We start from the raw sequence: 25,148 nt of genomic DNA, 5'->3' as shown, positions 1-25,148 counted from the left end.
CGATCGCTAGCCCAAAAATTCTGTTGATTAGCCCCATTTCACCCAAATTTTAAGTACTATTGCTTATTGACAAAAGCTCTATAACCTTAACTTCTCACCGATGGAGGAAGCCTGCGCTGTTTTTGGTCTATATCATGGAGAGATTGACTGGCTCTCGTTTAGCACCAAACTCTACCAAGACGGGCATTCTGTTGGCTTCATCGGGTGCAATCAACAAGGCTGGTACACTCGACCAAGACAGTACGGGGTAAATCGGGTTGCTGGCTGTGCCAAAGATGTGATTGCGTTGTTGGGAGTCCGAGCGGCAGTCGCGGCGTAAGTTGCTGAAGGTAGAAAAGGCGATTGCTCCCCCAAGACAAGAGCAATCGCCTCCAAAGCTCAATCGCTGCTTTAGAAATAACAATCATGACACAAAGTGCAGCAAGTAACCTCTTACTTCAAGTAGGTGAGTGTCAAGAGAAAATTCTCCTACCTCCGACAGATGTGAATGCAGATGTGTAAGGAATCACTAGTACTGCAAGTGAGAAAGGCGTAGGCGCAGCCCGCCGCAGGCATCGCAGTTCAAGAGAAAATCAATCGCCGTTCAACCGAAATTTAGACAATCGAAATCATCATGGCACATGAAATATGATTACCACACTTTCTGTTCAAGAAGCCCAGTCAGATGATCCAACAGAGAAAATACTTCTAGCTCCAACTGACCCCAATGCAGAGGTAACACAAATCACTGGATACAAGCTGGTTTACATTGACGGAGCTTGCCCCAGAACTTATCGAGTATACAAAGCTAATTCAATGATTGGGGTAATATTTCAACACCTCACACACTGGTCAAATGCTGTAGATAAAATTCGATACGCCAAATCGGTGGATGCAGCAGTTGGACTTGATGACTTCATGAAGGTGACGAGGATATCAACAACGGCTACAGAACAACCGCCCACGGAAGAAGAGTTATTGGATAAAGAATTCGATTGCGCTGACAACTGAGGAGTGGGAGCGTCTGAAAAGATACGTTCCAGAAACTAGAGATTTGGTTGCAGCGTAAGGAAACGGGTGGGTCGGGCAAACCCACCTGTGTGGCAAGGAGCAAACTTAAATTTTATCCAAATAGAACACCACAACTCATTGAATAAACCAATGGAACCGATAGAAATTCTACAAGAATTTAACTCGTGCTACGCAAAGATTCAGGCGATCGCCCAAAATGAAAATTGGCTCTTATTGATTGCAAACAAAAAGATTGACAGAGAAGCCACAACTCATTTGGGCGATGTCCTGCACTACTTGGGTGAGGCGATGGGGTGCGTGGAAGAAATCGTTGAGGTCAAGTTTAATCAGGACGCAGAAGTATGAAACTCTATGCAACCAGTATTCCTAAAGCAAAGCCCAACTTGGGCAACTATTGTATCAAACAAAGCAGGTTTAATTGAGGTTGAAATTAATGATGAAGACCCTGGCTTTCACTCAATTATAGAAGAATTGTCTCCTGAAATTGAGCCAGGAATTATTGGTGTAAAAGCTAGCGTTTTATGTACAAGACTCAGCATTGAGATGGTTGATACTAGCGAAGATAATTGACAACTAATATTTAGTAAACCCCAGAAATGTTGAATCCTAATACAAAACTTTACATATCTAGTTACACAACTCTAAAAAGCCGAAAACAGTCAACATAACATCATCTCCTCAAACCAATGAACATAACTGATTTTCTGACACATACAAGATTGTAAATAGCGGAATTTATCTAATAGCGTATGTCCCCATTGTTGTGGAATAGATAATATCTGTAAAATTAAATAAGCTATTAAACTAACGTAAATTTGTATGGTGATACCATTGACATTCTTATTAATTAATTTGTCAAGTTTTAAGTGCATCTTTAAAAACTTCCACAACAATTCAACTCCCCAACGTAATCGATAAATATCCCTAATTTCATCATCACTAACGGCAGCCTCTCCCAAAGCTGGTAAATTAGTAAATAGACGAAACTCGGTTTTTGCCTCTAAATCACAAAAATTAATTACTCTATAAGCTTGTGCATCATCAGATGCACCAACTTTGACCATATTTATTTTCTTGTACTAATTCTTGGATAAATTTTAATCCAGCAAAACCCCTATCCATTACCCCAGCAGCATTTATCGGTAGACTAGACATCATTTTAGAACCAAATTTATAATCATGGTCATGTCCAAAATTGATGAAGTTATCTGATGGACTTCCAGTAGCTAAATTTAGGGAACTAAAAAGTTTTACTTGATGGTATCCTAGTATCCATAACAACTTACTGGTGAGAGTGATAATTGTTGAATCAATTGGACAAATCGCATATTTATCGTGTAACTTTTTTTAACTTTCTTCTGTACTAATTCATTTAATTTTTGGTAAATTCCTTGAAATGGTTTTTGATCTCGATGTAAATTTGCTTTAGAAAAAGTAGAAATATCTACCTCAAATCCTGTATTGTTTAATCTCTTAAATAAATCTCGCATACTTGTTAAGCTGTTATCCATAGCATAAGATAGCTTTTCCCTCAAAGAATAGACGACTGTTCAATACTGGATAATCGTTTTTTGGCAGTCCTCTCAAGATATCTTTGACAATCTTGGGAAATGAATTTATAATCACTATCAAATAGATATACTTTAATCTTCCGCCCAAAATTTAACATATTTTGGGCTATTTTTATCGGATTTTTCTTAACATTCAACACTTTTGCGTTCAATTACATCTTTTTCTAATACTAACCCAGCAAGAATTGCAGAGGCAGCAGCAATATTACTTTGTTTTCGCCTGTCAGCAATTTTGTCAACAGCCGCAGATGACTGTTGTAATGTAGCAACTTTGTTCTCAGTAGCACTCAAAACCGCAAACGGCAGTAATCCTGGTGCTGCCAAAAAGACCTCTGGCGGTTGCTCCCACAAACGAATCACTGAAAATTCATGTTGTAAACTTCCAGCAATGAAAGTAGTTTGATATACCTTCTCTGATTCAGTTTTATCTAAGTAAATTACGACTTGGTGCATTCGCTTCTTGGGAAAACGGCGATATACTCTCAAACGGTAATCAGCCATCCGAAAAGGCATATCTTCATCAGGTTTGGTCTGAAATTCAATATGGAGAACAACTTCGTCTGATTGCAACAATATTAAGGCATCAGCACGAATAGGTTCTAAGGATAACTCTGTAGGACTTAATTTGGTCAAAGTAATAGGCTTTCCTAACAGCCAAGTAGCGAAATCAGGAGAATACATTTCAGCAATAAATTTGCAAGTGTTATCAAACATGAACACTTTTTGTCAAATATGAATAAATTTTACCATCATCTTAGCTAATCACAGCAATTAAATTTTAGTTATCAACACAATAAGAAGGTACTAAGCTGATGAATCTTTGGTCAAGAATGGATTTAATTACATTAAGAAATGAACGCTTTCTAGGAGACTTTTACGATTTTATTTCTGATGACAGTGGCGGATGGATGATTAAGTTTTTATACCTGCTTAAAGTGAATGTTGCTCTCTGGTTTAGATGGGAGTCACAGCCGGAATATGACGATTGGCATTGGGAACTGGGGTATTTTGGAGAGGAATATCGACAAGACTGTAATGCCCCAATGGGAGCTTGTGATTGGTCAGAAATCTGTACTCCCGTCAGTTTTCTCAAATGGCAATATGGTATCGGCGAAAACTCAAATTACTAATCAATAATAAGCTGTTCATTAAAGGATTAAAAATGGCTAATCTTCCACCAATTAATTCAGTTGTCAAAGTCATCAAAACAGTTGTAGAAAAAGACCCCAGGTTAGGACAAACAGGTACAGTAATCCAGTATTCAGGACATGGCATGGTTTGTGTTCATTTCTCAGATATGCCAACGGATCAGGGAATCTTTTTCAATGCACATCATTTACAAATCATAGAGTCCTAGTCAAGATTATGCCGAGAAAATCCACTTATCCCACCCCTACTGACCAGTCCTCACTGTGTCTACAATACCTCCACTGTGGCGGTGGCAGCGCTCGATTATGCAGTATCAACTTTAGTCTTAGCGTGATTCAAACATTAGTCAATCGAAAGTTGGTGAAGATTAATAATACTGGTGCGGGATTTTTTGTTGAATTGGAGGATGTCAAATGACTAACTACAAACAAGTCGTTTATCAATCTCAATTAAACCACAAGAGTAAATTAGTTCTTCGCCGCCGGACTCGAAAAAGATTCAACCCCAGGATTTTCATCGATCGCACCATAAAAACAACTGCAATTATTTCTCTACTTTTTACCGGATTTACGGGAGTAGGAGCAACAGGCTTCTGGGGAATGGAGATTGCTACGAGTTCTCATTACTGGCAGCAACAGAAAAAGACCTGCTTGGGGATAATGTTAGTTAGTTTTTCAGGCTTCTTGGGCAGTGCTTTGATTGGAGCGGGTTTCAGTATCCAACGAGATAAATTTTAGGAGGAACAACGATGGAAATTAAATTAACTACATCAGAGATTCGGACTATCTTACAAGGATGTCAATATACGTTGCGGCTTGTTGGGAGTAGTAAAGATTATCGTAGACTTCAATCGTCCGAGTATTTTTCTACATCAAACGATGTGGTTTTAAATGATGCGTTTAATATTTTGGGAGAAGTTGTAGACGCAATTGTTCAGGTTGAACAAGCCACTCAACAGTAAACAGGAAGAATCTCAATTTAGAGGAGTAAGAAAATGACGTTAACTCTAGATAATCGTTCTCAAAATAAAGAATCGTCCTTAACTCAAGCATTGCGGCAAATACAGCAGTTAAACTCCAAAATTGCTGTGTTAGAGCGGCAGCATCAAGATTATGTGCAAAAGCAACAAAATCTGATTGCAGCCATCGCTGAAATCTGTGTTTCTCCAATGCAGGAAGTACAGGCGCTGCGGATTCTGATTTATCGGGGAGAAGCAGCTTGTCGGCAGTACTTGCGTTCGCTGTTGGTTAAACAACGGAAGACTTCATAGAGTTCAGGCACTCAGTGATTCCGGTTCTGTACGTGATATTTCCAAAACTCGCTGTAACCAATATGAAATTTCAAGAGAAGCAGATTGCTTTTGTTCAGCATCAGTCCAAATATTGTCCCAATGAAATAGCCAACGAGTCAGAAGACGAACTAAATCAACTAACTCACAGGCTCGGTCAATATCATCTGCCTTTACCATGTCTGGCACAGTCCACTCAATAAAGTATCGGCTTTCATCAACCAAAGCCAGTATTAAATCCTCTGATGAGCCTTGAGTCCACAAAGATTGAATTTGTGACAAGTGTGTAGCTAGACGACGTAAACGTGTAGTCACATCATCTTGCATAAAAATTTGTTGCTTTGGTGTCACTTCGATCATAAATTTCCTAGGAACTCGTTAATCAGTTGAGCTACCCTTTCTCTAATTTTAGGGTCTAAAAGTTCCATTGAGCGATTTTGCCGGAGACGAAGATTAACCATCGACTCATAAATGATTTTTCCAGTTATTGGCATAAAACTGGCAGCCCAAATATCTTGTTGTCTACTACCGTCATCTAGCAATTTTTCTTCACAATCAGCGTGTAGACCTCCACCACCAACCAGCACCCGACGCTCGATATCGACTGCTGTTTTAATGTAGAACTTGTGAGAACGCAGCATTTGTTCAACTTGTTCAGGCGTAGCGCGTTCGCGTAACAGCAAAATCATACAACTTAAAACCTCTATCAAGCAAAGGAATTTTAATTATGAAACACAATCAAGCACAATTAATTGCTGTAAGTAAGCCGTGGTGAAAATTGATAACTATGTAACAAACAATTAAGCAGAAGAATTTGAGTTAAATTTTACACGTTGTGTACTGTAGTTTCCTTTTTCTCCTCTTGTTTGAACTCCATTAATGACAGCATAGGCAATGGTGGTACTCATCCTCAAAAGTTTTCGAGGCAAGTTCATCTTTTTTGAGGTGTTGCCACTCCAATTCAATTGGATTCATTACTGTAACTCGGTTCGCTCCAAGCACAAAATCCTGATTCATCCAAATACTTTAAATCTATTTCGCCAACAGCCGCAGATAATTCCAGTATTTCTAAGTCAGCCTGTTTGATTTGCTGTACTACCGGGTCTTGTTTCCCCTTATGACAATTTCAAAGTTCGCTTCCAAATGACCCCCTTTTTTTGAGTACCTGCCAAAACCTATCAGGACTCAATTTCACGGAGCGTTCTTGCTCTAATTTTTGGGCTAATTGAACACTATTATATGTACGTGGTTCTTGCTCCAAGCATTTTTCTAAGAACGCCATGTCAGCTTCCGCCCACCTTGATTTTCCTCCCCGCCCTGCTTTCTCCCACAGTCCTTCTAGACCTTGTTTTTCCCATCTATGCAAAACTTCTCTTACTGTTTGGGCAGTCCAGTTCAAGTGTGCATCTTCTCTACATACCAACCATGTGCGCTCAATCTAATCACTTCGGCTCTGTCTTTTACCTTCTGGGGTACATCTGCCCTTCTCAGGTTCATGCATAGTTCTATCTTGCTCTCTAGTCAGAAATACCCTTAAACGACTGCCCATATCGCTGTTACCTTTGTAGACACATTGTACGTATTTACTTATCTTTACATAGTTTGGTTTTTTCACCTCGTTCTACTTAGTTCCATCGGCTTTAGGGATGAACACTCGCTTTAATGGCTGGTGTTTCCATTGCCTCCAGTTCTTAACTAACACTTCCAGTAGTGCCAATCTTTGAGAGGGTTCGAGGGCTTTCTTTCCGTCCACCCCTGCGGTCTTCCACCCAGTATTCAGTTGCGTTACTTGTCGGATGGCAAGCAATTTTGCTGCTTTAGAGCTTAATAAGAGCTTTTGAAGTTTACGCACCAGAGGCACGTTACCGTTCTTTTGAGCCTTAAATATTCTTACTTGTAGGCGAAACACGATTTTCCGCAGCTTGCGCCAAGGAATCGATTTCCATTTATCAACTGGATTTACAGCAGTTTGTGATCAAAAGCACCACAAGAAGAGTTATCTAAATAGGCTCAAAAAAGAGACCGCAATGATTAAACCAATTTAGAGCATTATCGTCAGTAATGGCATTAACAGCCATAGTTATTGCAACATCTAGAGCATCGAATGTTCGAGTTTTAGCACCAACGTTGAATTTCTTTTAGCTTTGACCAACATAACTCAATTGGCGATAAATCAGGTGAATATGGAGGCAAAAACTTAACCTTTGAGCCAACAGATTCTATTAAAGATTTTGCAGTTGCAGCATAATGAACGGGTAAATTGTCCATGACTATAATTGCTCCAATCCATAACTGAGGTAGTAATATTTGCTCAATAAAAACTAAAAAGCTAGCAGTGTTCAGACTACCTGGAAAAGTCATAGTGGCAATTAATCCCTCATCACTCATAGCCCCAATTACGGTGATGTTTTTGCCTTTATTACCTGGTCGCTCATCATAGATTCTTCCGCCGTCAATTCCTCTGGCATAATGTCTTGTCATAGACAGATTTACACCTATTTCATCAATAAATATCAGGTTTTTGACATCTATCGTATCTAGCCAAAGTCGAAATTCATAGCGCAATTTTTGTACTCTTTCTGTAGTTTGCTCAGTCGATAAGCTGTTGTGCATTTAAATTGTGATAACAGCATCGCCTTTATTTTTGAGTTTTCGTCCCCATTTAATAATTAACTCTCCTTCATTTAAAAGTTGATGTAATAAATATTCTAGGTCTTCAATTGATTGAAATAGCCGATTAGCAATATATTCTTTTGTCGAGTGCCAGACCAATTCAATTAAGTTATAATCTGGGCTATATTCCGGGAGAAACTCTAAATGAATATTCGGCATTTCTGTTTCAATTTTATTAATATACTCTTGCTTTTTGTGAAAACTTGCATTATCAAGAATAATAACTATTTTTGCTCCCTTCTCCGCAAAATCTTTAGCTTGATTACCAGCTTCTACCCAATCGAAAACTATTTCTTCATAAAAGATTTTTAGGACTTTGTAAAAATTGTCTGCATTCCCTTTATCAATAAATTCTACAAATCTTTTCTTATCTGAATACCTTAATCCTCCCATCACATTAATTCTCCCTTTTCTTCTGTCTCCTCTCACGTTTTTAGAGTGACCTTTTTTACACCATGATTTTCTTCTTATCACCCTTAAACTAAAGCCACTCTCATCCCAAAACCATACCTGTAATCGTTCTGGATGCTCTTTCTCTATTCTTAAATACTCTGCTATTTTCTGTTTAAATGCTTTTCTTTTTTCTAGATTCCTCTTGGACTCTAAGCTATATTTTGTCCAGAGGTAGACGTACTTTTTTTTCTCTAATATCCTCCTTACTTGAGAACCACTTAATTGTATGCCTGTGAGTTGCTCTAAATATGTTGCTAATCTCTGCGCTGTCCATCTGCCAAACTCGTATCCTAATTCTTCTGGTTCTTTATCTATAGTTTCTAGTAATATTTCTATATACTTATCTGTGGCTTTTTTATGGTTTCCCTTCATCCTCTCATCTTTTAGGCTTTCTAGATTCTCTGGGTCTCCATGTACACACCAATATGATACTTTATTTAAAGAACAACCCAAAAATTCTGCTATGTTAGCTTGTGTTTTCCCGTCATTAAGCAACAAGAGAATTAGTATTCTTTCTCTTATTTCTCCATTTTCTTCCAGTTTTAAAGCTTTTTGTAGTTTCTCTATCTGCTGAGAAGTTAAATGATTTTTTGCTGGCATTATTCCATTTTTTGACTGAATTCAGTTTTTTATTATACCCAATTTAAATGCTGAACAGCTTACTAAAGTTTTTTTTTCCGATTTAATTTTAAGCGTTTAAGAGTGCGGGATAAACTGGATATACTTACGTCTATTTCTGTGCGCTCTTTTATGGCTTCTTGAATTTCTCGCAAATATATATCGCTTTGCTCTGTCACGATTACCTTTAACAATTCTTGCTCAATACTATTAAGCTTCGAGCGGCGGTCTCCTCCTTGGGATCTGGCAGCAATCTCTGCCGTCTCTCGATACCGACATAAAAAGTCACGAATAAAAGACAAACTGACTTTAAATCGTTTTGCTAATTCCCTTTGGCTACCTTCTTTGTTTTGCCACGCACTTAATATCTTTTGTCGTAAGTCAATTGAATATGCTGCCATCTTTAAATACTATTCTTTACATTTTTACAGTTTACGAGCTTTGTGGTGGGTTTGATATCAAATTGCTGTAACTCCGTTGTCATAACATTCTCTACGCATTTTGAACATCTTCTATGTAAACCTTACCCAGTTGTCTAACAGTCCTTACTTGTTAAATTTTCGAGTACATCTTATCAACTCTACCCGCTAACTCTTATTTAAGGAGTCCACATTTTTCGGAGATTAAATCTCTATGACTGGAGGTTGACAGAGCAGTTTTATTCGTTCCTTAGTTTAGTTATTTTGTAGTTTTAGGTTCTCTCATTTCGCCTACAATTCCCCAGAATTGCATTTATTCAGATCAAAATAATGCGGGTATTTTCACACTTTTACGTGTTATCTTGTGTCGTTGTCCGACCTTGAATTCGGTCGTTCACGTTCAGACGCTTTTTCCGAGAGTTTAACTAGTGTTTAACCATGACTACTTACCTATACGAGTTGCCCCCATCTCAGGTTTGTTATTCTCGTTCTGTCCCCAGCTTCATTTTTTTAGAGTTTATTCTCCATCTATGTGGGCAGTTTTGGCATCACGCCATTCCTAGCGGGTGAGACTTGTCAAATTTGGGTTTGACGCACTCACACTAAACTAAAGTTATCTTTACTATATTTCTGAGTTTGCACTCAAGGCGGTGTAGAGACGATTTTCCTCCAAATTCCTAAAGGGCTTCGGTTTCAATCAACGAACCGCACGAACCGGACATGAGACTTTCACCTCATCCAGCTCCTCAATGACCTGACCTTTTGTCATAGGAACCTCTAACTACCATGCGGCTAACTCATCCTCTTCCATCACGGCGTTCCGTCTGTTGGAATTTAAGTTATCGTTAGCAGTTTTACTATCGTGGCAGTGACGATGTAATGCTTGGAAGTTGCTATACTTATCCTTTCCGCCAAGGGATTTGGGGATGATATGGTCAACTTCGATTAAATCGTCTTCCCTAAAATACAATCCGCAGTGAGCGCACTTACCTTTGTGTGCTTTCAAAAGTCTTGTGACTTTGGTAGGAACTAGGGGGTGTTCTCCTCTTCTAGAACTCCAGTATTTCAGGTTTCCATCGAATTGCGATGCTGCGCGCTTAACTTTGGTATGTCTAACAATTTTCTTGCTAGCGTGGCTGATTAAGGTTTCGGCTAGGTTGCCATCTCTGGTTACTGAAAATACCCAATTTTTACCGCCTACTGTATGCCAGTATTTTCTGGCTACCCATGACGCAGATTTGCCTGGGTGGCGGTGATTCGCCCATCTGGAAAGCTTTTGATATACTAGACCTGTCGGGAAATAGCGAGAAAAATCGCTGAAAACCTTACGACACAGGAACTATAGGTATTTATGGTAAAGTTGCTTGGAAGCCTTATAGATTAAGGCTTCCAAGGATTTATTGCTTTATTTCCCGACAACTCTACTAGATAATCAAGCTTCGAGAATGTTTCTGAGCTTACTTTTGTTGAGTAATAGTTAGTCCATCCCCGTTGAATAGGGTTGAGTTTAGCTATTAGTGCAGCTTGTGAGGCTGATTTGTAAGCATCGATAATTTCTGCGATTGCATCGTAGTGTTTCTTAATCGCTTTCTTGCTGGGTTTGATGAGTGTCTTAAATCCTAGTAATTTACCCTGTGATGACTTTGCTGAGTGATTGTCATCCACCTCATACTGTCTGACGTTGAACCCTAAGAAATCGAATCCAGAATCTTTGTAGTTTTCTGATTCTTTTTCGGGAATTACGGGATTAAGTAATAGACTTATCCGCAAAATGTAAATGCTTACTGTGAATGGGTTTGAGCAATTCAGATTGAATAGGCGATCGCTATCTTACTCTACGAGAAAATAGGTGTTTGGCGGCATTCTGAGACAAAAAATTAAAATTAGAGTAAAAAGTACAAAACGATGAAATCAATTTCAGGATAAAAAATTAAGTATTAATGGTTAAGGATACTAAGCGATTAAGTCTTAACCTAATCAGCCCACAAACTGCCAGAATTACCTGACTATATCGATGACGAGCGAGACGGAATTTTTCCGAGGCTACTCGAAATATTTTTACCCGACATATCATGTGTTCAACGGCAATTCTGCGAGACGAAAGTTGTTTATTCTCTTGTTTTTGGAATTCCGAAATTTCTGTATTCTTTCGTTTCTTATGAGGTGTGGTAATGGCATCATCTCCAATATAGGCCTTATCACCTATAAACCTTTGTGAGTCAGCAAATTTATTCCGAGTATCTCGAAATAAATTAATATCACTTGTTTTTCCCAGCATTCCCACACAGATATCTACAATATCTTCACCACCTGGTAAGACAATAAACTGGTTTTTTAGAGTATGCATTTTTTTCTTACCAGAGTAATATCTTTTTGTTCTTGATAGTCTACAGGTCTCGCTGTAGCCTGTTCTGCACTATCAACAATTAATTCATACTCGGACAGCATTTGCTGCAATTCTTGATATTTTTGACTATCTACTGACGCTTCTTCTATTTGAGATGCTGGTAAAATTTCTCTCAAAATATCTACCCAATAGTTAAAAGCATCATTCGCTTTTGTTTTGGAAATATCAAAGAGTAACCCTAAAATTTCAAAAATTGGTTTTTGTCTGAGGTAAACTAGACACAAGCATATTCCTTCTTTCGGTGACATCTCTGGTTTGCGTCCGCCTCCCTTGGCAATAATCCGAACTTTATTTTTTTCAATTTCTGCTTGTTTCTCTCTATGCCTTTTTTCCGCTAAGGATACCAATGCTAAAAACTGGTCATAATTAATCCCTATTAATCGTTTTGCTTCGTGGGGATGTGATTCAATTCTTGCTAAAGGGTTTGTCATATTATCTACATATAATTTTTACTCCGTTTTTTATTATCCCACTTTGTTTATATTAAGGATAAGTCTAATGTATTCCCTATTCTGGTTTTACTAGGACTTAATTCCAGCCCCATTTTTGCTAACCACTTTATGACTAGCTCTTTGATTTCAGAGATTTGAGCTTTTTTGTTGGCAAGAATTACAAAGTCGTCAGCATATCTTATAGGAATCATATTTGATTTCTGAAAAAACTACGAGATAATACGGAGGTAGAGTTTTGTCTAACAGCGAACAATGATAAACCAGCATCTACAAGCTAAGATCGGGGAACTACAAGAATTTATAGATCGGAGTCTGCGTATTGCTTTAGTATCACCACGAATAGAGGCTTGGAATATTCTTTTCTGAAGCTTATAAACGTTCTTTTCCAGCTTTCGCCAGTTAATCTCGTTCCATTCCACCATCTGATTGCTCAGTGTTTTAGACATATACACTTCTTAATGTGACCATTCCTATTGCCTTTTGGCACAGCGTATCAGCCTGATTGCGCTGTTTATAATTATCGATGATTCAAACGTGTCTTTCTTTCGTACTCATGGATATCTTGCTTGGCGATTATCGGGTTTAGGCTCCCAGTAGGAGCGCCGTTCATTCCCGCTTTACCTGATTGATGGCTAGTCTCTACAGTAGGGAAAGAGCTTTCACCTCAGCACTTGAGGGGTAGGATTCACACCTACAAAGTTATTCAGTTATCTAGGCTTGAACCTAGCAGCTAATCCCCTAGACTCCGTAAGGATTCTAGTGGTCTGCCAACCCAAAAATGCTAAGTGAGGACTGGGGAAAGGGGAAAGGGAAAAGGGTAAGAGATTTAAACCGTTTCCCCCCGCCCCTTATCCCCAGAGGCAGGGTGGTTTCATACAACGAGAGAAAAATAATAATGATTTATAGAGGGTGGAGAAAAATGGATAACTAACAAGTATGAATCTCGTCGAACAATTGCAGCAAGTCCCAGACTATAGACACATCCGAGGACGAAGGCATGAATTATGGTTGGTATTATTGCTCATATTGCTCGGAGCAATGACTGGGTATTGGGGCTACCGGCCACTGGAAGATTTTACCAAAGTACACAGACGGAGCTTAATTGAGCTGTTAAACCTAGATGAAACAATGAAGTTTCCATCCTATTCAACGTTCCGACGAGTACTCAAAACAGTAGATTTTCAGCCATTCACCGACTTATTTAATAATTGGGCGTTAGTTTTTGTTCCACCGATGCCAGGAGAAAGATTGGCAATTGACGGAAAAGGCATTCGTTGCACAGTCACAGATTACAGTCAGTCCTACCAAAACTTTATCAGTACAGTATCGGTTTATAGTCATGAACGAGGTATTGTACTCAGGATGCAACCAATGTCCAACAAAAAAATTAGTGAAGTAGCGATCGTAAAACAATTAATCTTCGAGTTTTGTGGTCAACAAGTCGTTTTTACACTTGATGCTCTACACTGCCAAAAAAAACTGTATCACTGATTGTCAATAGTGGCAATGACTACCTGATTGGATTAAAAGAAAATCAACCGACACTCTACAAAATGGCTCAAACCGAGTTACAACAAGATGTTCCACTTAGCAGTGCCACAACTGTAGAGAATGTTCATTCTCGGCTAGTTCAACGTCAGTGCAAGGTTTTTGCTGCCCCCGAACAAATTCAAAAAAAATGGTCTGGACTCAAAACTTTTATTGTTGTCGAGCGTCAGGGTGAGCGCAATGGTCGGCCATTTTACGAGCGTCAATTCTATATCTGTAGTCAATATCTCGAAGCTCAACAGTTACTTGCCGACATTCAAGGGCATTGGGGAATCGAAAATCGACTTCATTGGGTAAGAGATGTGACATTCAAAGAAGACTTTCCACTACGGCGTGGTGGCAATGCCCCTGTGAATTGGTCTATCTTACACAACTTTTTTATTACGATCGCACGCAAACTCGGTTTCCGAACTATTCCTCAAGCACAACGCGCACTCTCCAACCAACTCGATAGAGTTTTTTCTTTCTTTGTATGAAACCACCCTGCTCTGGGGATAAGGGGCGGGGGAAAAGGGAAAAGAAAAACCTTTAACCTTTACCCCTTAACCTTTACCCCAAACCCAATTTCAAGTTAAAAATGCTTAACCGAACAGTATTGAGAGCGATGTCTACTGGCATGGCAAGCTTAAAATTTTTTATCTTTGCTTGATCCAAAAAAAAGGTTTAGCACTCAGCTAAACCTTTATATACTTAGTGCTTAAGCAGATATCCCAGATTAATTTAGTTTTTATAAAAAAACACCCTGGATATTATTCCGGGGTGCATACACATTTTTCAGGCATTAATTAAGCTGAATAATAACTTTGTAAAATAGTTATTTCTACTATCCATAGAATGATCTAAATATTGCTACATATATGGTATTAGTGATTTTTTGATGGTGTTATATAAAACTAAATTTGCAGATTTTCAAGACATTTTCTATTCCTTTAGTATCAGGTAAAATATCCCATAATCTGATATCAATATTTTCTTTATAGTCAAAAATAAACTCAGATTGAATGTAATTTGTGAGAGAATTACCTGAAGTAATCTCGCGATCGCTAATAAGTAGACTTAAGTATTTTTAGGTAGTTTTACAGTAAATAAGCTACCTTTACCTACTTCCGAAACGACCTGGATACTTCCGGCGTGTCCTTCAACAATCCGGTGAGATAGATGTAATCCTAAGCCACTACCTGAGCGTTTATTTTTACCTTGGCGAAATCGCTCAAAAATGGTTGCCTGATCTTCTGGCGCAATCCCATATCCTGTATCTTGTATCTCAATTGTTACCAAATCTGGATTTCCTGGCTGAGATGGTGTTTCAAAAATGCGGATGGTTATGCCTCCTGTATCTGTAAATTTGATGGCATTTGCAACCAGATTGTTTAGTACTCGCCGTAGTTCTAAGCGATCGCCCATAATAATACCAGCCTTTGAACTCAGTGGTTCTAATTTACTGGTATCTATTTCTAGTCCCAAGCCTTTTTCATTTGTTAAGGGACTTAGTTCACTGACTACTTCTTGAGATATCTCACGTAAATCGCATTCTTCCCAATTCAACGTTTTTTTACCTGCCTCGAAGCGATAGACTTCTAACAGGGTGTTAACCATTTCCATCAAATTTTGGTTACTGCGAATCATCACTGCGATCGCCTGTTTCATTTCCGGCGAAATTTTGCAGAATGTTTCCATTTCAAACAAATTCAACATGCGATCGGCGGCGACTAGGGGGGTTCGCAAATCATGAGTCAGGCGGGAAACAAAGTCTTCTCGTTGGCGGGCCATTTTTTGCTGTTCGTCTAGACTATGCTTAAGACGCAATAGCGATCGCACTCTTGCCAGTAATTCATCAGTATCAAATGGTTTACGAATAAAATCGTCAGCACCAGCGTCTAAACCTTCGACAACACTAGATTGGTGAAAGGCAGTAATCAACAAAATTGGAATATAAGAAATTGCAGGGTTCTTCCGAATCCGACGTGTGACTTCATAACCATCTATCCCTGGCATCATCACATCTAACAGAATTAGATCGGGTGGAGATTGGTCAATTTTTTGCAAAGCCTTTATTCCGTCTGAAGCCAAATCAATTTCATAGCCCTCACTTTCTAAAATTGCTTGAACTAAAATAAGATTATCTCGAGTATCGTCAACTACGAGGATACGATAAATTTTATTATTTTCAACTATAGACATGATTTATCAGTTTTTTTGGAAGTAATTTATAGTTTAAATTTAGGATATCCTATTTTATGCTTTCCTACCTCGATAAGATGACTGAGGAGGATTTTTAGCAGGGTAAAAAAAATCGTCATTATCTAACTGAGAAGTTGGAGCATCAGCTTGTAGAGTTGGTAATGTAATTTGACGTGGCAATTCAATTTTAAACATTGAACCAACCCCTACTTTGCTCTCAAGAAATATTTTGCCACCCATCATTCGCACCAGTGAATCGATAATTGCCAAACCCAGACCTGTACCTGGATACTTGCGAGTGATAGTTTGATCGACTTGCCGAAATGCTTCAAAAATATGTTTAAAATCTTTCGGTGCTATGCCAACACCTGTATCCTGAACAATAATTACCACTCGATTTGCAGGTAGTTCTTTAACTTCAACCCAAATTTCACCAGACTCGGTGAATTTAATGGCGTTGGAGAGTAGGTTAATTAAAATCTGTTTGATCCGAACTGGATCGTTAAATATCAAAGGATTTTGTAAATCGGTTTTTACTAATAACGAAAGATTTTTCGCCTCAGCTAGGGAGCGTATTTCACCAACGGCGAGATTTATTACCTTTGATATATTAAATATTTCTGCTTTTAAGTCTAATCCTCCTCCTTCCAGCTTGGAAAAGTCGAGAACTTCATTGAGTAACATTAGCAAATGCTTTCCATTATTCAAGATCCGCTCAACCATATCTCTTTGCTGGTGCGTTAGTTGACCGAACTTAGGACGCAGTAAGACTTGCGAAAAACCAATAATCGCATTCATCGGCGTTCTAAGTTCGTGAGACATAGTTGCTAAAAAGAGTGATTTTAGACGTGATGCCTCCAATAACTTGAAGTTTTGCATTTGAATCTGTTGCTGTTGTCTCTCCAGTTCTTGTTTCTTAGAAATTAGTTCTTCATGAGTTTCTCTAAGCTGCTGGCTGGCCAAATCCGCCTGCATTTCAGCCTGATAAATGCGAATCGCACTCCGCAAAACCTGCGACAAAGTTTCTGGGGATATTCTAGACTTAGAGAGATAGTCTGTAGCACCAGCTTTCAATAACTGGAGAGTAATGTGTTCATCTCCTTGACCTGTTAGGACTACTAAAGGAACTTTAATTTCTGAAGAACGTAGCTGTCGAACCAAAGTTAGTCCATCCTGATCTGGTAAGCGATAGTCGAGGAAAACACAATCATATACAGTAGTGCTTAAGGCAGAAAATGCTTCATTCGCACCGCCTACTTCAGACAGTTCCATCTGAACACCCGCTTTAGTCAAGGCAGAACGAATCGCTATCCGGTCTACTTCATCATCGTCTACAACCAAAATTTTCAGCGTCTCTTCCATCGGTTTTTATTTTTGCCGCCAAACATAGGTTGATGTATAACATTTCTATTTTCAGATTATCCAACTTCAAGAATATAATATTTTCGGACATCTAAAATCTGTAACTTGATTGACTAAGACATTTTGTATAATGTCCAATAGTTGTTGAGCGTTGCCCTAATCTCAACGTTTCGGGGCATTGCTTTGGCTTGAATTCAGTTTGTTGTATCTTCAATCTGGTTAACTTACCAGAGTTTAAGAATAAAACTCTTAGTAAACGATCGATAGCTCTCCAAAAATTAGCAATTAACAAACTGAAAACTATTGATCTGAAGACAGCAGACAGAACTGATATAAAGTAAAATAGAATACTTTACCAAGCTTAAGACAATTGTAATTGAGTGAGCAAGTAACCGTCGTCAGTCATTAGTGAGAGTTGCATAGGATTATCCTGTACCATAAGCTTGAACAGTTTTGCCCTTTAGATTGATTAGACTAGGTAAATAAGAAAGTACTGTCTATACCTATTTGTGAATCTGAAATCATTCTACCTGCTGGAATTTCGACAATTTTCTTAGCGATCGCTAGACAAATTGTTAGTATTTTTACAGATATATTGTAATTACAATGTTCTTAAAATTACCAATATTCAACCCCTAAGGAAGCTTCCTGACAAAGACTCCATCAATCGAATGAATCCAAAGGTTTGCTTAAAAACCGCTTGAAACCATCGTTTATTTTCTCGTAAAGCAACTTCGACACGTTGTAATTTTTTCATTTTGTAAGGTTTTTTTAAAGTTGTATACAAAATAATACTAAATGGAACATAGCAACTCAAAGCTGAATTATAAGCAGGGAGTAGCAATTTGGCATTCGTTTCAATATTTCATACTTTTTATGTAAGTATCCATATATCTCCAGCTAGATTTGTCCTCTATCGAAATATAAAAATTTCCGTTACTTATTATTTCTATCGGTGGATGCAGACTGGTTGAAATATCATCTATCTTTAGTTTGGGAAAATAAGAGATAGTAGTTACAAAAGGTAATATTTTGAAAGATGCAAACAGCGCAAGAGTGAGTGTAGCGATGAATGAAATTAGTATTATTTTAATTGAAGACCATGACTTAACGCGAATGGGGCTACGAGCGGCATTACAGTCTCACAGTGCATTGAAAGTAATTGGCGAAGCAGCAAATGCAACCCAAGGATTAAAACTTTTAGAAACGGCAAAGCCAGACGTAGCGGTTGTAGATATCGGCTTGCCTGATATGGATGGCATTGAACTCACTCGTAAATTCAGACGCTACCAAGCGGAAACTGGGCAATCAAATACGAAGATTCTCATCTTGACAATGGATCATACAGAGGATGCTGTACTAGCAGCCTTTGCCGCTGGTGCTGATTCTTATTATATGAAAGAAACCAGCATCAGTAAATTAACTGAGGCGATCCAAGCAACTCACGGCGGTAACTCTTGGATTGATCCGGCAATTGCCAACGTGGTATTGCGGAAGATGCGCCAAGGTATTCCTGGAGAAATTCAAGGTTCTGACAAGCCAAAAACTGTAAAAATTGAGGCACTGGCATCAGAATATGAGCAAGTTTTAGAAACATACCCCCTAACTCAACGGGAATTGGAAATACTAGAGTTGATTGTAGGTGGGTGTAGCAATGGGCAAATTGCCGAGAAACTCTACATTACAGTTGGTACTGTAAAAACCCATGTTCGCAATATTCTAAATAAATTGTGTGCTGACGATCGCACACAAGCTGCTGTCAGGGCGTTACGTTCTGGGTTGGTAGCATAGGGAGTGCTGAGTGCTGAGTTAAGAGTTAAGAGTTAGGAATTTTATTTCCCCTCTGCCTCCAATCCTCAATCCCCAATCCCCAATTCGCATTCAAAATCGTTCCTGTAAACATTCTGCAATGCGTAGTGCGGCTCCTGGTTTACCCATGCGTCGCCCGCCATTTTCGGCAATAATTTGCAAAATATCAGGATCTTTGAAGAGAGACTGTACGACCTTGGCAATTTCTGCTGGCTGATCAATTAAAATCAAAGATGAGCCGAGAAGACGACTTTGAGCTTCAGCAAAGGCAGGGTTATATTGCGGCCCATTACCGGGAATTGCGATCGCAGGTTTCCCTAAACCGATAAACTGTTCTGTGGCTGTACCTGCCATTGCGATCGCTATATCTCCCAAATGCAAGCAATCATTATAGGCTTGTTGTGTCACCACTAAATATGCATTCCGTTGTTTAAATGTCAAGGCATTTGAATCGGAGATTTGGATAGGACATACTGATTCAGCGCGCCAGCCTTGAGATTGCACACTTTGGGATAAAATATTAGAGTCTAAACCAGGAGCGATCGCACCTAAAAATACCACTGTTTTAGAAGTATAGAAGATCGAATCTCTCTCTTGGAAACTTGCCATCAATGCAGATACGGCAATCATAATCGTTTCCCAGTTGGTATATGCCTCTGGCGGGCGAGAACCAGGAAGAAGAGTTACTACAAAAGGTCGAACTATCTCTCGCTGTTGGACATCCTGACTATAAAATTGTTGGCGTGAAAACGTTGGTTCTAGACCATCCATCATAGGATTACCCAAACTGAAAGCTGGAATTGGCCATTGTTTTAATGTTTCCGTTGTCAGTCCATCTCTAGGAAAAACCGCCTTACAACGTCGACGACTCATTAACCAACGTTCCCAAGGATGATAAACTGAACCGGAAAAGTTTTCCCAACGCGCATTTTTAGATTTCCGTGGCAATAATCCAGCTTCATCCCGCACGTAATATTCAGATTTCGCCGTACCGACAAAAGCATAATTAGCGCCACTGAAAGTTGCAAACAACAGGGGGACAATATCTCCCACAGCTAAAATTGCTCTTTTATTACCTAATTTTTTTTGAGAACTTACCCAACGGCGGACTGCTTTAATTTGGCTGAGGGTCAGTTGCAATAAACCACCGCGTACATCCTGCGCTAATTGGCGGCCATCCATATAGATAAAGCCACCAGAAGGCATATTAAGGACTGAACCGATAAAGGGGATATCCAACTGTTCATAAGCACGTCCTTCACCCACCAGAGGTAAAGCAAATATCTCTGGTGGGTTTGATTGTCGTTGGAGTTCTTGCAAAATCCGAACTGCAATTATATCTTCCCCATGACCGTTACTTAATACAAGTAATCGCAAAGGAGGGGAGTTAGAAGCTAGAGATGACCGAGATACATTACTCATAGAAACAAAATATCAAAATTAACTGTCTGTTTAGGTAAGAGGTATAAATAGGGAAATCGACGAAGCAGCTGGAAGTTAGTATTATCCCTATTTCTTTACTTCCCTACAACTAATACCAATTTTGGATAGGAATGTAATTGTTTGAAATTCCTCGAACAGCCTTTTGGTCAATACTTTTAATCAAAAATCTAAAATCTAAAATCCAAAATTAGTATAACTCCCAGTTAATTAGGTTAAATATTATGCGAGTTTCTGCTACTGCACTTTTTACTTTAGCTACTTTAGCTGCTGCCAATGTTACCCAGCAAGCAACGGCTGCACCTGCTAAAACCGTTACCCCAACTGCAAAAACTGGTAGCTTGGTAGTGCCGATAATTGAAGACACTCCCGCACGAGTAGAGACAATTGCTTCCCCAGAAACTATAGTTGCACAACAATTTTCTCAAAATCCCGTCATCGTGCAAACGGGTGCAAGCAAAAATTCCTCTGTAGTCTTACAGGGTAATTCACTAGTAAAACTCCCCCTCATCTCCTCATCCCCCGCTACTGAAAGCAATTTAGTAGTCAGAGCTACAGATGTACAGGTAGTGGGAGCCAATCAAGAATTACAGGATATCATTCGCAAAGTCATTAAAACCCAGGCTGGTGGGGAAACCAGCCAAAGCCAGCTACAAAAAGATGTCGCAGCAATTTTAGATACAGGTTTATTTAGCAATGTCAGTGTGAATAGCTTTAGCACGCCTGCTGGCTTGAATGTAGTTTACCAAGTGCAACCAGTGATTGTGCGATCGCTGCAATTATCTGGTGCTAAAGTACTTACTTATCAAGTCGCCCTACAACGTTTGCAATCTCAGATTGGAACCACCATCAGTCCGGCGGGACTGCAACAATCAGTAGCACAAATTAACAAGTGGTACGCCGATAATGGTTATAACTTGGCGCGGGTACTATCAATTAAACCCAATCCTCAAGGAATTCTCACTGTAAATATCGCTGAAGGTTTGGTGGGTGATATCAAATTTCGCTTTGTCAACGATGAGGGTAAAACCGTTGATAGTAAGGGTAATCCCGTCGGCGGACGCACCAAACCAGATTTCCTACAACAGCAACTCAAGCTGAAACCTGGTCAAATCTTTCAAGAAAATATCGTCAAGCAAGATATACAACAGCTATATCGTACTGGTTTATTTGAGAGCGTGAATGTCGCCTTAGAAGGAGATGCGACAAAACTTGATTTAGTCTACCAACTCAAAGAAACTGGAGCGCGTGGTGTTAACTTAGGTGGTAGTTACAATGCCGATCAAGGTTTAGTAGGTACAATCAGCTATCAAGATCAGAATGTCGGCGGTGTTAATGATACTTTAGGTGTGAATGTTGGTGTAAGTAGCCGAGACTTACAGTTTAATACCAAATTTACCAGTCCCTATCGGACAACTAACCCCGATCGCTTGGGATACACTGTAAATGGTTTTCGTAGTCAAGAACTTTCGGAAACCTTTGATGACAAGATTAAGCTAGCCAACGGCGATAAAGTGCGAGAAGGTCAAATTGGCGGTGGTGTTAGCTTGCAACGACCAATTGAAGACTGGAATACCTCATTAGGATTAAACTATACCCGAACTAGTATTCGCGATCGCCAAGGTAATATTACCCCAACTGATGTTCAAGGCAATCCCCTCTCTGCGAGTGGCACTGGTATTGACGACCTAACAACCGTATCCTTCACCGCCACCAAAGACAAACGAGATAATCCCCTCAATCCAACTCAAGGTTCCGTTCTGAGTCTGAGTACAGAACAATCTATACCCATCGGCGAAGGTAATATTTCCCTCAATCGCCTCAAAGCCAATTACAGCCAGTATTTGCCAGTGCAGTTATTTAATAGCAAACAGCCACAAGTATTTGCAGTGAATCTGCAAGCTGGTACTGTCATTGGTAATTTACCACCCTACGAAAGCTTTAATTTGGGTGGTTCCAACTCAGTGCGCGGTTACGATTCTGGAGAAGTTGGGAGTGGGCGTAGTTATGTATTAGCTTCGGCAGAATATCGTTTTCCCGTCTTACCAATCGTAGGCGGTGTATTGTTTGCCGACTTCGCCTCAGACTTAGGCTCAGGTGATACTGTATTAGGAGATCCTGCGGGTGTAAGAGATAAACCAGGTTATGGTTTTGGTTATGGCGCAGGAGTGCGATTAAATTCACCACTAGGCTTAATTCGGGCTGACTATGGCATTAATGACCAGGGAGAAAGCAAAGTACATTTGGGTATCGGTCAGCGATTTTAATTTGAGTTCAAGCGTTGCTGATAGGTTATATCCAAAAATTTATGCATTATCCATAACCCTTGTAGAGACGTAGCACTGCTACGTCTCTACATTAGCGATCGCTTCTGAAAATGAATATTATAAATTGACCAATTTATTACACAATATTTAATAATATATACATTTCAATAATCCAACAAAAAAATTATTGTCACATTTTCGTAGACATTAATTTTTTATAGTGCTAATCAGACAAAATATCAAAAAATATTATAAGTAATAGTATGGAAAAAAGTGTTATAAATGCCAGCCTTTCTACCCAAAATCTCACCTTTCGTCCAGGTGATACCCCTGTATCATTTGAGGTAGCTGTCAATAATGATAGCGATCGTTTTGTCAATTTTCAGATCGAAATTACCGCAGCCGGAGAAACCCGGAACACAGGCTATCGCTGGTATCGACTCGAACCAGAGGTAGCAGCAGCCAAGCCACCCGGTAGTAGTACCATCTTCCAAGTTTTTGTATTCAATACACCCATTCCGGGATTTGTTGGTACTGTCAACCTGATGGTAAATATTTTTTCACCGCAATTAGCACAACAGTGCAGACTTGTGCTACGCCTGAAAATTGAGCGAGACAATAGACCAACACATTTAAGTGTAGAATTGCCTGTGCGAGAGTTCCAAGTTTATCCTCGCAATTCTGTAGATATACCAGTACGGGTGCGGAACTTGGGGCAACAACCGACTGATGTCGTATTACGTTTTACAGGCATTGATTCATCTTGGCTAGCTGGTAGTGCAGAACGCCGATTATTCTTAGATCCGGGTGGTTTAGCAGAAGCTACATTCCAATGCCAACCTCCTTCTGTAGTCCAAGCACCCAGTCAAAATTACCCCTTTACCATTGAAGCTGTTAGCAATAATGGTTATCCAACTAATGCTGAAGGTAATGTTGAAGTTTTACCAGTGGGTTTTATAGACTTTACCACCACAGAAAAACACCTGAAAATTCCTAGTAAATCGGCATGGTTGCCCGACTGGAAATCTCATACAGCTTCCTTTGAATTACTATTTAAAAATGCTAGCAACCTCAATCAGCAAATTAATGTCCAGGTGCAGGGTAGAGACTGGCGAAAATGTAGTTTTAAAAAGCTTCCCGAAATTGCCAATCTCCATCTAGGAGAGACAAGTAAAGTCATCCTTGATGTTAAAACAAAACGTCCTTGGGTAGGAATCGGTAAAACTTTGTTACTGGAGGCCAAATCGGAATTATCCGACCAACGTTTAGGGAGTACAGATCCAGCCACCCAGACATTAGAGGTGGAGACTCTGCCAATTATACCTTTATGGTTACAATTGGCTGCGATCGCACTTTTAGCCGCACTCGTAGCATTAATCTTTCAACCCAGAAATGTAATGCATACCCGTTCTGTAAACTCAGTGCGTTTTAGTGGCATTGGTTTATCTGTGGTCAGTGGTTCAGATGATTGCACCTTAAGACTTTGGAGAATCGGTACTGATAGCTTAGACCCTGATGATACAGTAAAATACACTGGGCAGCCTGTTGCTTGCGATCAAACGCAACAACCCAAAGGTTTGATGGCGATTACTGATGACGCCGTGGAAGTCTTACGCTTCATGCCATTACAAAATAATCGTGCGGCTGTTGGTTTAGATAATGGCGTCATTGAACTCAGAGATGTCCCATCAGGTGCAAAGATTAGCCAACTTCAAGACCTTAAAGATCCTAAAGCAAAAGGCGATCGCGTTTTTGATTTAGCTTTCACCTCAAACTCACTTAACTTATTTAGTGGTTATGGCAGTGGTAAAGTGAGACTATGGTCAAGATCCGCGCCTAACAGTGATTTTCTCCCAGAACCGCAAGTCATTGACGTACAAAGTACATTGAAACTATCAGGTTTCCAAGTCCGGGCATTAAATCTCAGCCCAGATGCAAAAACTCTCGTAATTGCTGGAAACTTCAAACGTTTCATCTTGTGGCAGTGGAATCCAAATCAATCTGATAAACAATCTCCGAGTTTATTAGTACAAAATCTAGAAAAACTAGACCCATTAGTTGGGCGTGAAGACTATATTTGGGGATTAGCTTTTGTTCCTAACTCAACCAGAAAAATCCTCGCAACATCTGATTCTGCGGGCTTCATTACGATTTGGGATTTAAATCAATGTCAAACTATCAAAAATCCGAATCCCCTCGAAAAAATAAATGAACTTAATTGTTCACCACTAGACCGTTGGTCAGCATCAAAAACATCTGTGCGGACTCTTGCATTTAGTGACGATGGTAGTCTCTTAGTAAGTGGTGGCGATGATGGACGAGTTGTAGTTTGGTACTTAACCTCCGAACATAAACTCGACAAAACAAAAGCAGCAGAAGGTAAAACAATTTACCAAAGCTCTAAAAAAATCAATAGTATCGACTTGAAAACTAATCAAGGAACCATGATTGTGAGTGGTGGTGAAGATTTTCAGGTCAAACTACATCGCATCAAATAAGG

Annotated in this window: 28 protein-coding genes and 4 pseudogenes; 14 read left to right on the top strand and 18 right to left on the bottom strand. The window is 39.4% G+C overall.

Annotated elements, in window-relative coordinates; all coding sequences use genetic code 11:
* Positions 1-100: 100 nt before the first annotated feature.
* The 4 genes from FD723_RS03125 to FD723_RS03110 all read left to right on the top strand — a co-directional run bounded on the left by FD723_RS03125 (position 101) and on the right by FD723_RS03110 (position 1,581).
* A complete protein-coding gene (locus FD723_RS03125) occupies positions 101-319 on the top strand; it encodes a hypothetical protein (RefSeq protein WP_179064052.1) in 219 nt (72 codons plus the stop codon).
* Between the two features lie 308 nt (positions 320-627).
* A complete protein-coding gene (locus FD723_RS03120; protein ID WP_179064051.1) occupies positions 628-990 on the top strand; it encodes a hypothetical protein in 363 nt (120 codons plus the stop codon).
* Between the two features lie 66 nt (positions 991-1,056).
* On the top strand, positions 1,057-1,356 hold the full coding sequence (locus tag FD723_RS03115; RefSeq protein ID WP_256875036.1) for a hypothetical protein: 300 nt from the start codon (positions 1,057-1,059) through the stop codon (positions 1,354-1,356).
* Positions 1,357-1,362: 6 nt separating this feature from the next.
* Positions 1,363-1,581, top strand: a complete 219-nt coding sequence (locus tag FD723_RS03110) for a hypothetical protein (RefSeq protein ID WP_179064050.1) — start codon at positions 1,363-1,365, stop codon at positions 1,579-1,581.
* Positions 1,582-1,670: 89 nt separating this feature from the next.
* On the opposite strand, the pseudogene FD723_RS03105 reads toward FD723_RS03110, so the two are convergent.
* Both FD723_RS03105 and FD723_RS03100 read right to left on the bottom strand, forming a co-directional pair.
* A pseudogene (locus FD723_RS03105) lies at positions 1,671-2,637 on the bottom strand (transposase).
* Between the two features lie 89 nt (positions 2,638-2,726).
* A pseudogene (locus FD723_RS03100) lies at positions 2,727-3,296 on the bottom strand (Rpn family recombination-promoting nuclease/putative transposase); the annotation flags it as partial.
* A gap of 98 nt (positions 3,297-3,394) precedes the next feature.
* Here FD723_RS03100 and FD723_RS03095 point away from each other — a divergent pair.
* Genes FD723_RS03095 through FD723_RS03070 form a run of 6 tightly spaced genes read left to right on the top strand, consistent with a single transcriptional unit; the run spans position 3,395 to position 5,001 of the window.
* The gene (locus tag FD723_RS03095; RefSeq protein ID WP_179064048.1) at positions 3,395-3,712 is read left to right on the top strand and encodes a hypothetical protein; all 318 of its coding nucleotides are present in this window, start codon (positions 3,395-3,397) and stop codon (positions 3,710-3,712) included.
* 32 nt (positions 3,713-3,744) lie between these two features.
* Positions 3,745-3,939: a hypothetical protein gene (locus FD723_RS03090; RefSeq protein ID WP_179064047.1), complete on the top strand. Its 195-nt coding sequence runs from the start codon at positions 3,745-3,747 to the stop codon at positions 3,937-3,939.
* An 8-nt stretch (positions 3,940-3,947) separates the two neighbouring features.
* Positions 3,948-4,148 (top strand): hypothetical protein, encoded by a 201-nt coding sequence (locus FD723_RS03085; RefSeq protein WP_179064046.1) that lies wholly within the window; start codon positions 3,948-3,950, stop codon positions 4,146-4,148.
* A complete protein-coding gene (locus tag FD723_RS03080) occupies positions 4,145-4,468 on the top strand; it encodes a hypothetical protein (protein ID WP_179064045.1) in 324 nt (107 codons plus the stop codon). The genes FD723_RS03085 and FD723_RS03080 overlap by 4 nt, the downstream gene beginning before the upstream one ends.
* Positions 4,469-4,479: 11 nt before the next feature.
* Positions 4,480-4,692, top strand: coding sequence for a hypothetical protein (locus tag FD723_RS03075; protein ID WP_179064044.1), 213 nt, complete (start codon positions 4,480-4,482; stop codon positions 4,690-4,692).
* Positions 4,693-4,725: 33 nt separating this feature from the next.
* Complete coding sequence (locus FD723_RS03070; protein WP_179064043.1) at positions 4,726-5,001, top strand: hypothetical protein; 276 nt, start codon at positions 4,726-4,728, stop codon at positions 4,999-5,001.
* Between the two features lie 3 nt (positions 5,002-5,004).
* On the opposite strand, the gene FD723_RS03065 is transcribed toward FD723_RS03070, so the two are convergent.
* The 13 genes from FD723_RS03065 to FD723_RS03010 form a co-directional block, all read right to left on the bottom strand.
* Positions 5,005-5,379, bottom strand: coding sequence for a hypothetical protein (locus tag FD723_RS03065; protein WP_179064042.1), 375 nt, complete (start codon positions 5,377-5,379; stop codon positions 5,005-5,007).
* Complete coding sequence (locus FD723_RS03060) at positions 5,376-5,708, bottom strand: DUF5674 family protein (protein WP_179064041.1); 333 nt, start codon at positions 5,706-5,708, stop codon at positions 5,376-5,378. Before FD723_RS03060 ends, FD723_RS03065 begins: the two co-directional genes overlap by 4 nt.
* A gap of 437 nt (positions 5,709-6,145) precedes the next feature.
* A complete protein-coding gene (locus tag FD723_RS42065) occupies positions 6,146-6,418 on the bottom strand; it encodes a helix-turn-helix domain-containing protein (RefSeq protein ID WP_218651783.1) in 273 nt (90 codons plus the stop codon).
* 222 nt (positions 6,419-6,640) lie between these two features.
* Entirely contained in the window at positions 6,641-6,928 is a 288-nt protein-coding gene (locus tag FD723_RS03050; protein WP_256875035.1) for a reverse transcriptase N-terminal domain-containing protein, read from the bottom strand.
* Between the two features lie 206 nt (positions 6,929-7,134).
* Entirely contained in the window at positions 7,135-7,632 is a 498-nt protein-coding gene (locus FD723_RS03045; RefSeq protein ID WP_179064040.1) for a transposase, read from the bottom strand.
* Positions 7,633-8,745, bottom strand: coding sequence for an IS630 family transposase (locus FD723_RS03040; RefSeq protein ID WP_179064039.1), 1,113 nt, complete (start codon positions 8,743-8,745; stop codon positions 7,633-7,635).
* Positions 8,746-8,807: 62 nt separating this feature from the next.
* Positions 8,808-9,164: an IS630 transposase-related protein gene (locus FD723_RS03035; RefSeq protein WP_179064038.1), complete on the bottom strand. Its 357-nt coding sequence runs from the start codon at positions 9,162-9,164 to the stop codon at positions 8,808-8,810.
* Positions 9,165-9,963: 799 nt separating this feature from the next.
* Positions 9,964-10,188, bottom strand: coding sequence for an HNH endonuclease (locus FD723_RS42385; RefSeq protein ID WP_256875034.1), 225 nt, complete (start codon positions 10,186-10,188; stop codon positions 9,964-9,966).
* Positions 10,189-10,562: 374 nt separating this feature from the next.
* Entirely contained in the window at positions 10,563-10,952 is a 390-nt protein-coding gene (locus FD723_RS03025) for a group II intron maturase-specific domain-containing protein (protein WP_218651782.1), read from the bottom strand.
* Positions 10,953-11,112: 160 nt separating this feature from the next.
* Positions 11,113-11,529 carry a transposase family protein gene (locus tag FD723_RS42380; protein WP_256874853.1) on the bottom strand — a complete coding sequence of 139 codons (417 nt, stop codon included), beginning with the start codon at positions 11,527-11,529 and terminating at the stop codon, positions 11,113-11,115.
* Entirely contained in the window at positions 11,517-12,020 is a 504-nt protein-coding gene (locus FD723_RS42375) for a transposase family protein (protein ID WP_256874931.1), read from the bottom strand. Before FD723_RS42375 ends, FD723_RS42380 begins: the two co-directional genes overlap by 13 nt.
* 47 nt (positions 12,021-12,067) lie before the next feature.
* Complete coding sequence (locus FD723_RS44075) at positions 12,068-12,232, bottom strand: reverse transcriptase domain-containing protein (protein WP_179064037.1); 165 nt, start codon at positions 12,230-12,232, stop codon at positions 12,068-12,070.
* 48 nt (positions 12,233-12,280) lie between these two features.
* Entirely contained in the window at positions 12,281-12,463 is a 183-nt protein-coding gene (locus FD723_RS03010) for a reverse transcriptase N-terminal domain-containing protein (protein WP_218651835.1), read from the bottom strand.
* Between the two features lie 514 nt (positions 12,464-12,977).
* Here FD723_RS03010 and FD723_RS44070 point away from each other — a divergent pair.
* A pseudogene (locus tag FD723_RS44070) lies at positions 12,978-14,065 on the top strand (ISAs1 family transposase).
* A 580-nt stretch (positions 14,066-14,645) separates the two neighbouring features.
* Here FD723_RS44070 and FD723_RS02995 read toward each other — a convergent pair.
* Together FD723_RS02995 and FD723_RS02990 are read right to left on the bottom strand one after the other, a co-directional pair.
* Positions 14,646-15,770, bottom strand: coding sequence for a hybrid sensor histidine kinase/response regulator (locus FD723_RS02995; RefSeq protein ID WP_179064034.1), 1,125 nt, complete (start codon positions 15,768-15,770; stop codon positions 14,646-14,648).
* A gap of 26 nt (positions 15,771-15,796) precedes the next feature.
* Positions 15,797-17,132, bottom strand: a pseudogene (locus FD723_RS02990) (ATP-binding protein).
* 1,068 nt (positions 17,133-18,200) lie between these two features.
* Here FD723_RS02990 and FD723_RS02985 point away from each other — a divergent pair.
* Complete coding sequence (locus FD723_RS02985) at positions 18,201-18,923, top strand: response regulator transcription factor (protein WP_179064032.1); 723 nt, start codon at positions 18,201-18,203, stop codon at positions 18,921-18,923.
* Positions 18,924-19,013: 90 nt separating this feature from the next.
* On the opposite strand, the gene FD723_RS02980 is transcribed toward FD723_RS02985, so the two are convergent.
* Positions 19,014-20,363 carry a lipid-A-disaccharide synthase-related protein gene (locus FD723_RS02980; protein WP_179064031.1) on the bottom strand — a complete coding sequence of 450 codons (1,350 nt, stop codon included), beginning with the start codon at positions 20,361-20,363 and terminating at the stop codon, positions 19,014-19,016.
* Between the two features lie 242 nt (positions 20,364-20,605).
* Between FD723_RS02980 and FD723_RS02975 the strand changes: the two genes are divergently transcribed.
* Both FD723_RS02975 and FD723_RS02970 read left to right on the top strand, forming a co-directional pair.
* Positions 20,606-22,648, top strand: a complete 2,043-nt coding sequence (locus tag FD723_RS02975; protein ID WP_179064030.1) for an outer membrane protein assembly factor — start codon at positions 20,606-20,608, stop codon at positions 22,646-22,648.
* Positions 22,649-22,911: 263 nt separating this feature from the next.
* Positions 22,912-25,146, top strand: coding sequence for a hypothetical protein (locus FD723_RS02970; RefSeq protein ID WP_179064029.1), 2,235 nt, complete (start codon positions 22,912-22,914; stop codon positions 25,144-25,146).
* Positions 25,147-25,148 lie beyond the last annotated feature (2 nt).

It is taken from the genome of Nostoc sp. C052, assembly GCF_013393905.1.
GTDB lineage: Bacteria > Cyanobacteriota > Cyanobacteriia > Cyanobacteriales > Nostocaceae > Nostoc.
This window is presented reverse-complemented; position numbering and strand designations above follow the sequence as displayed.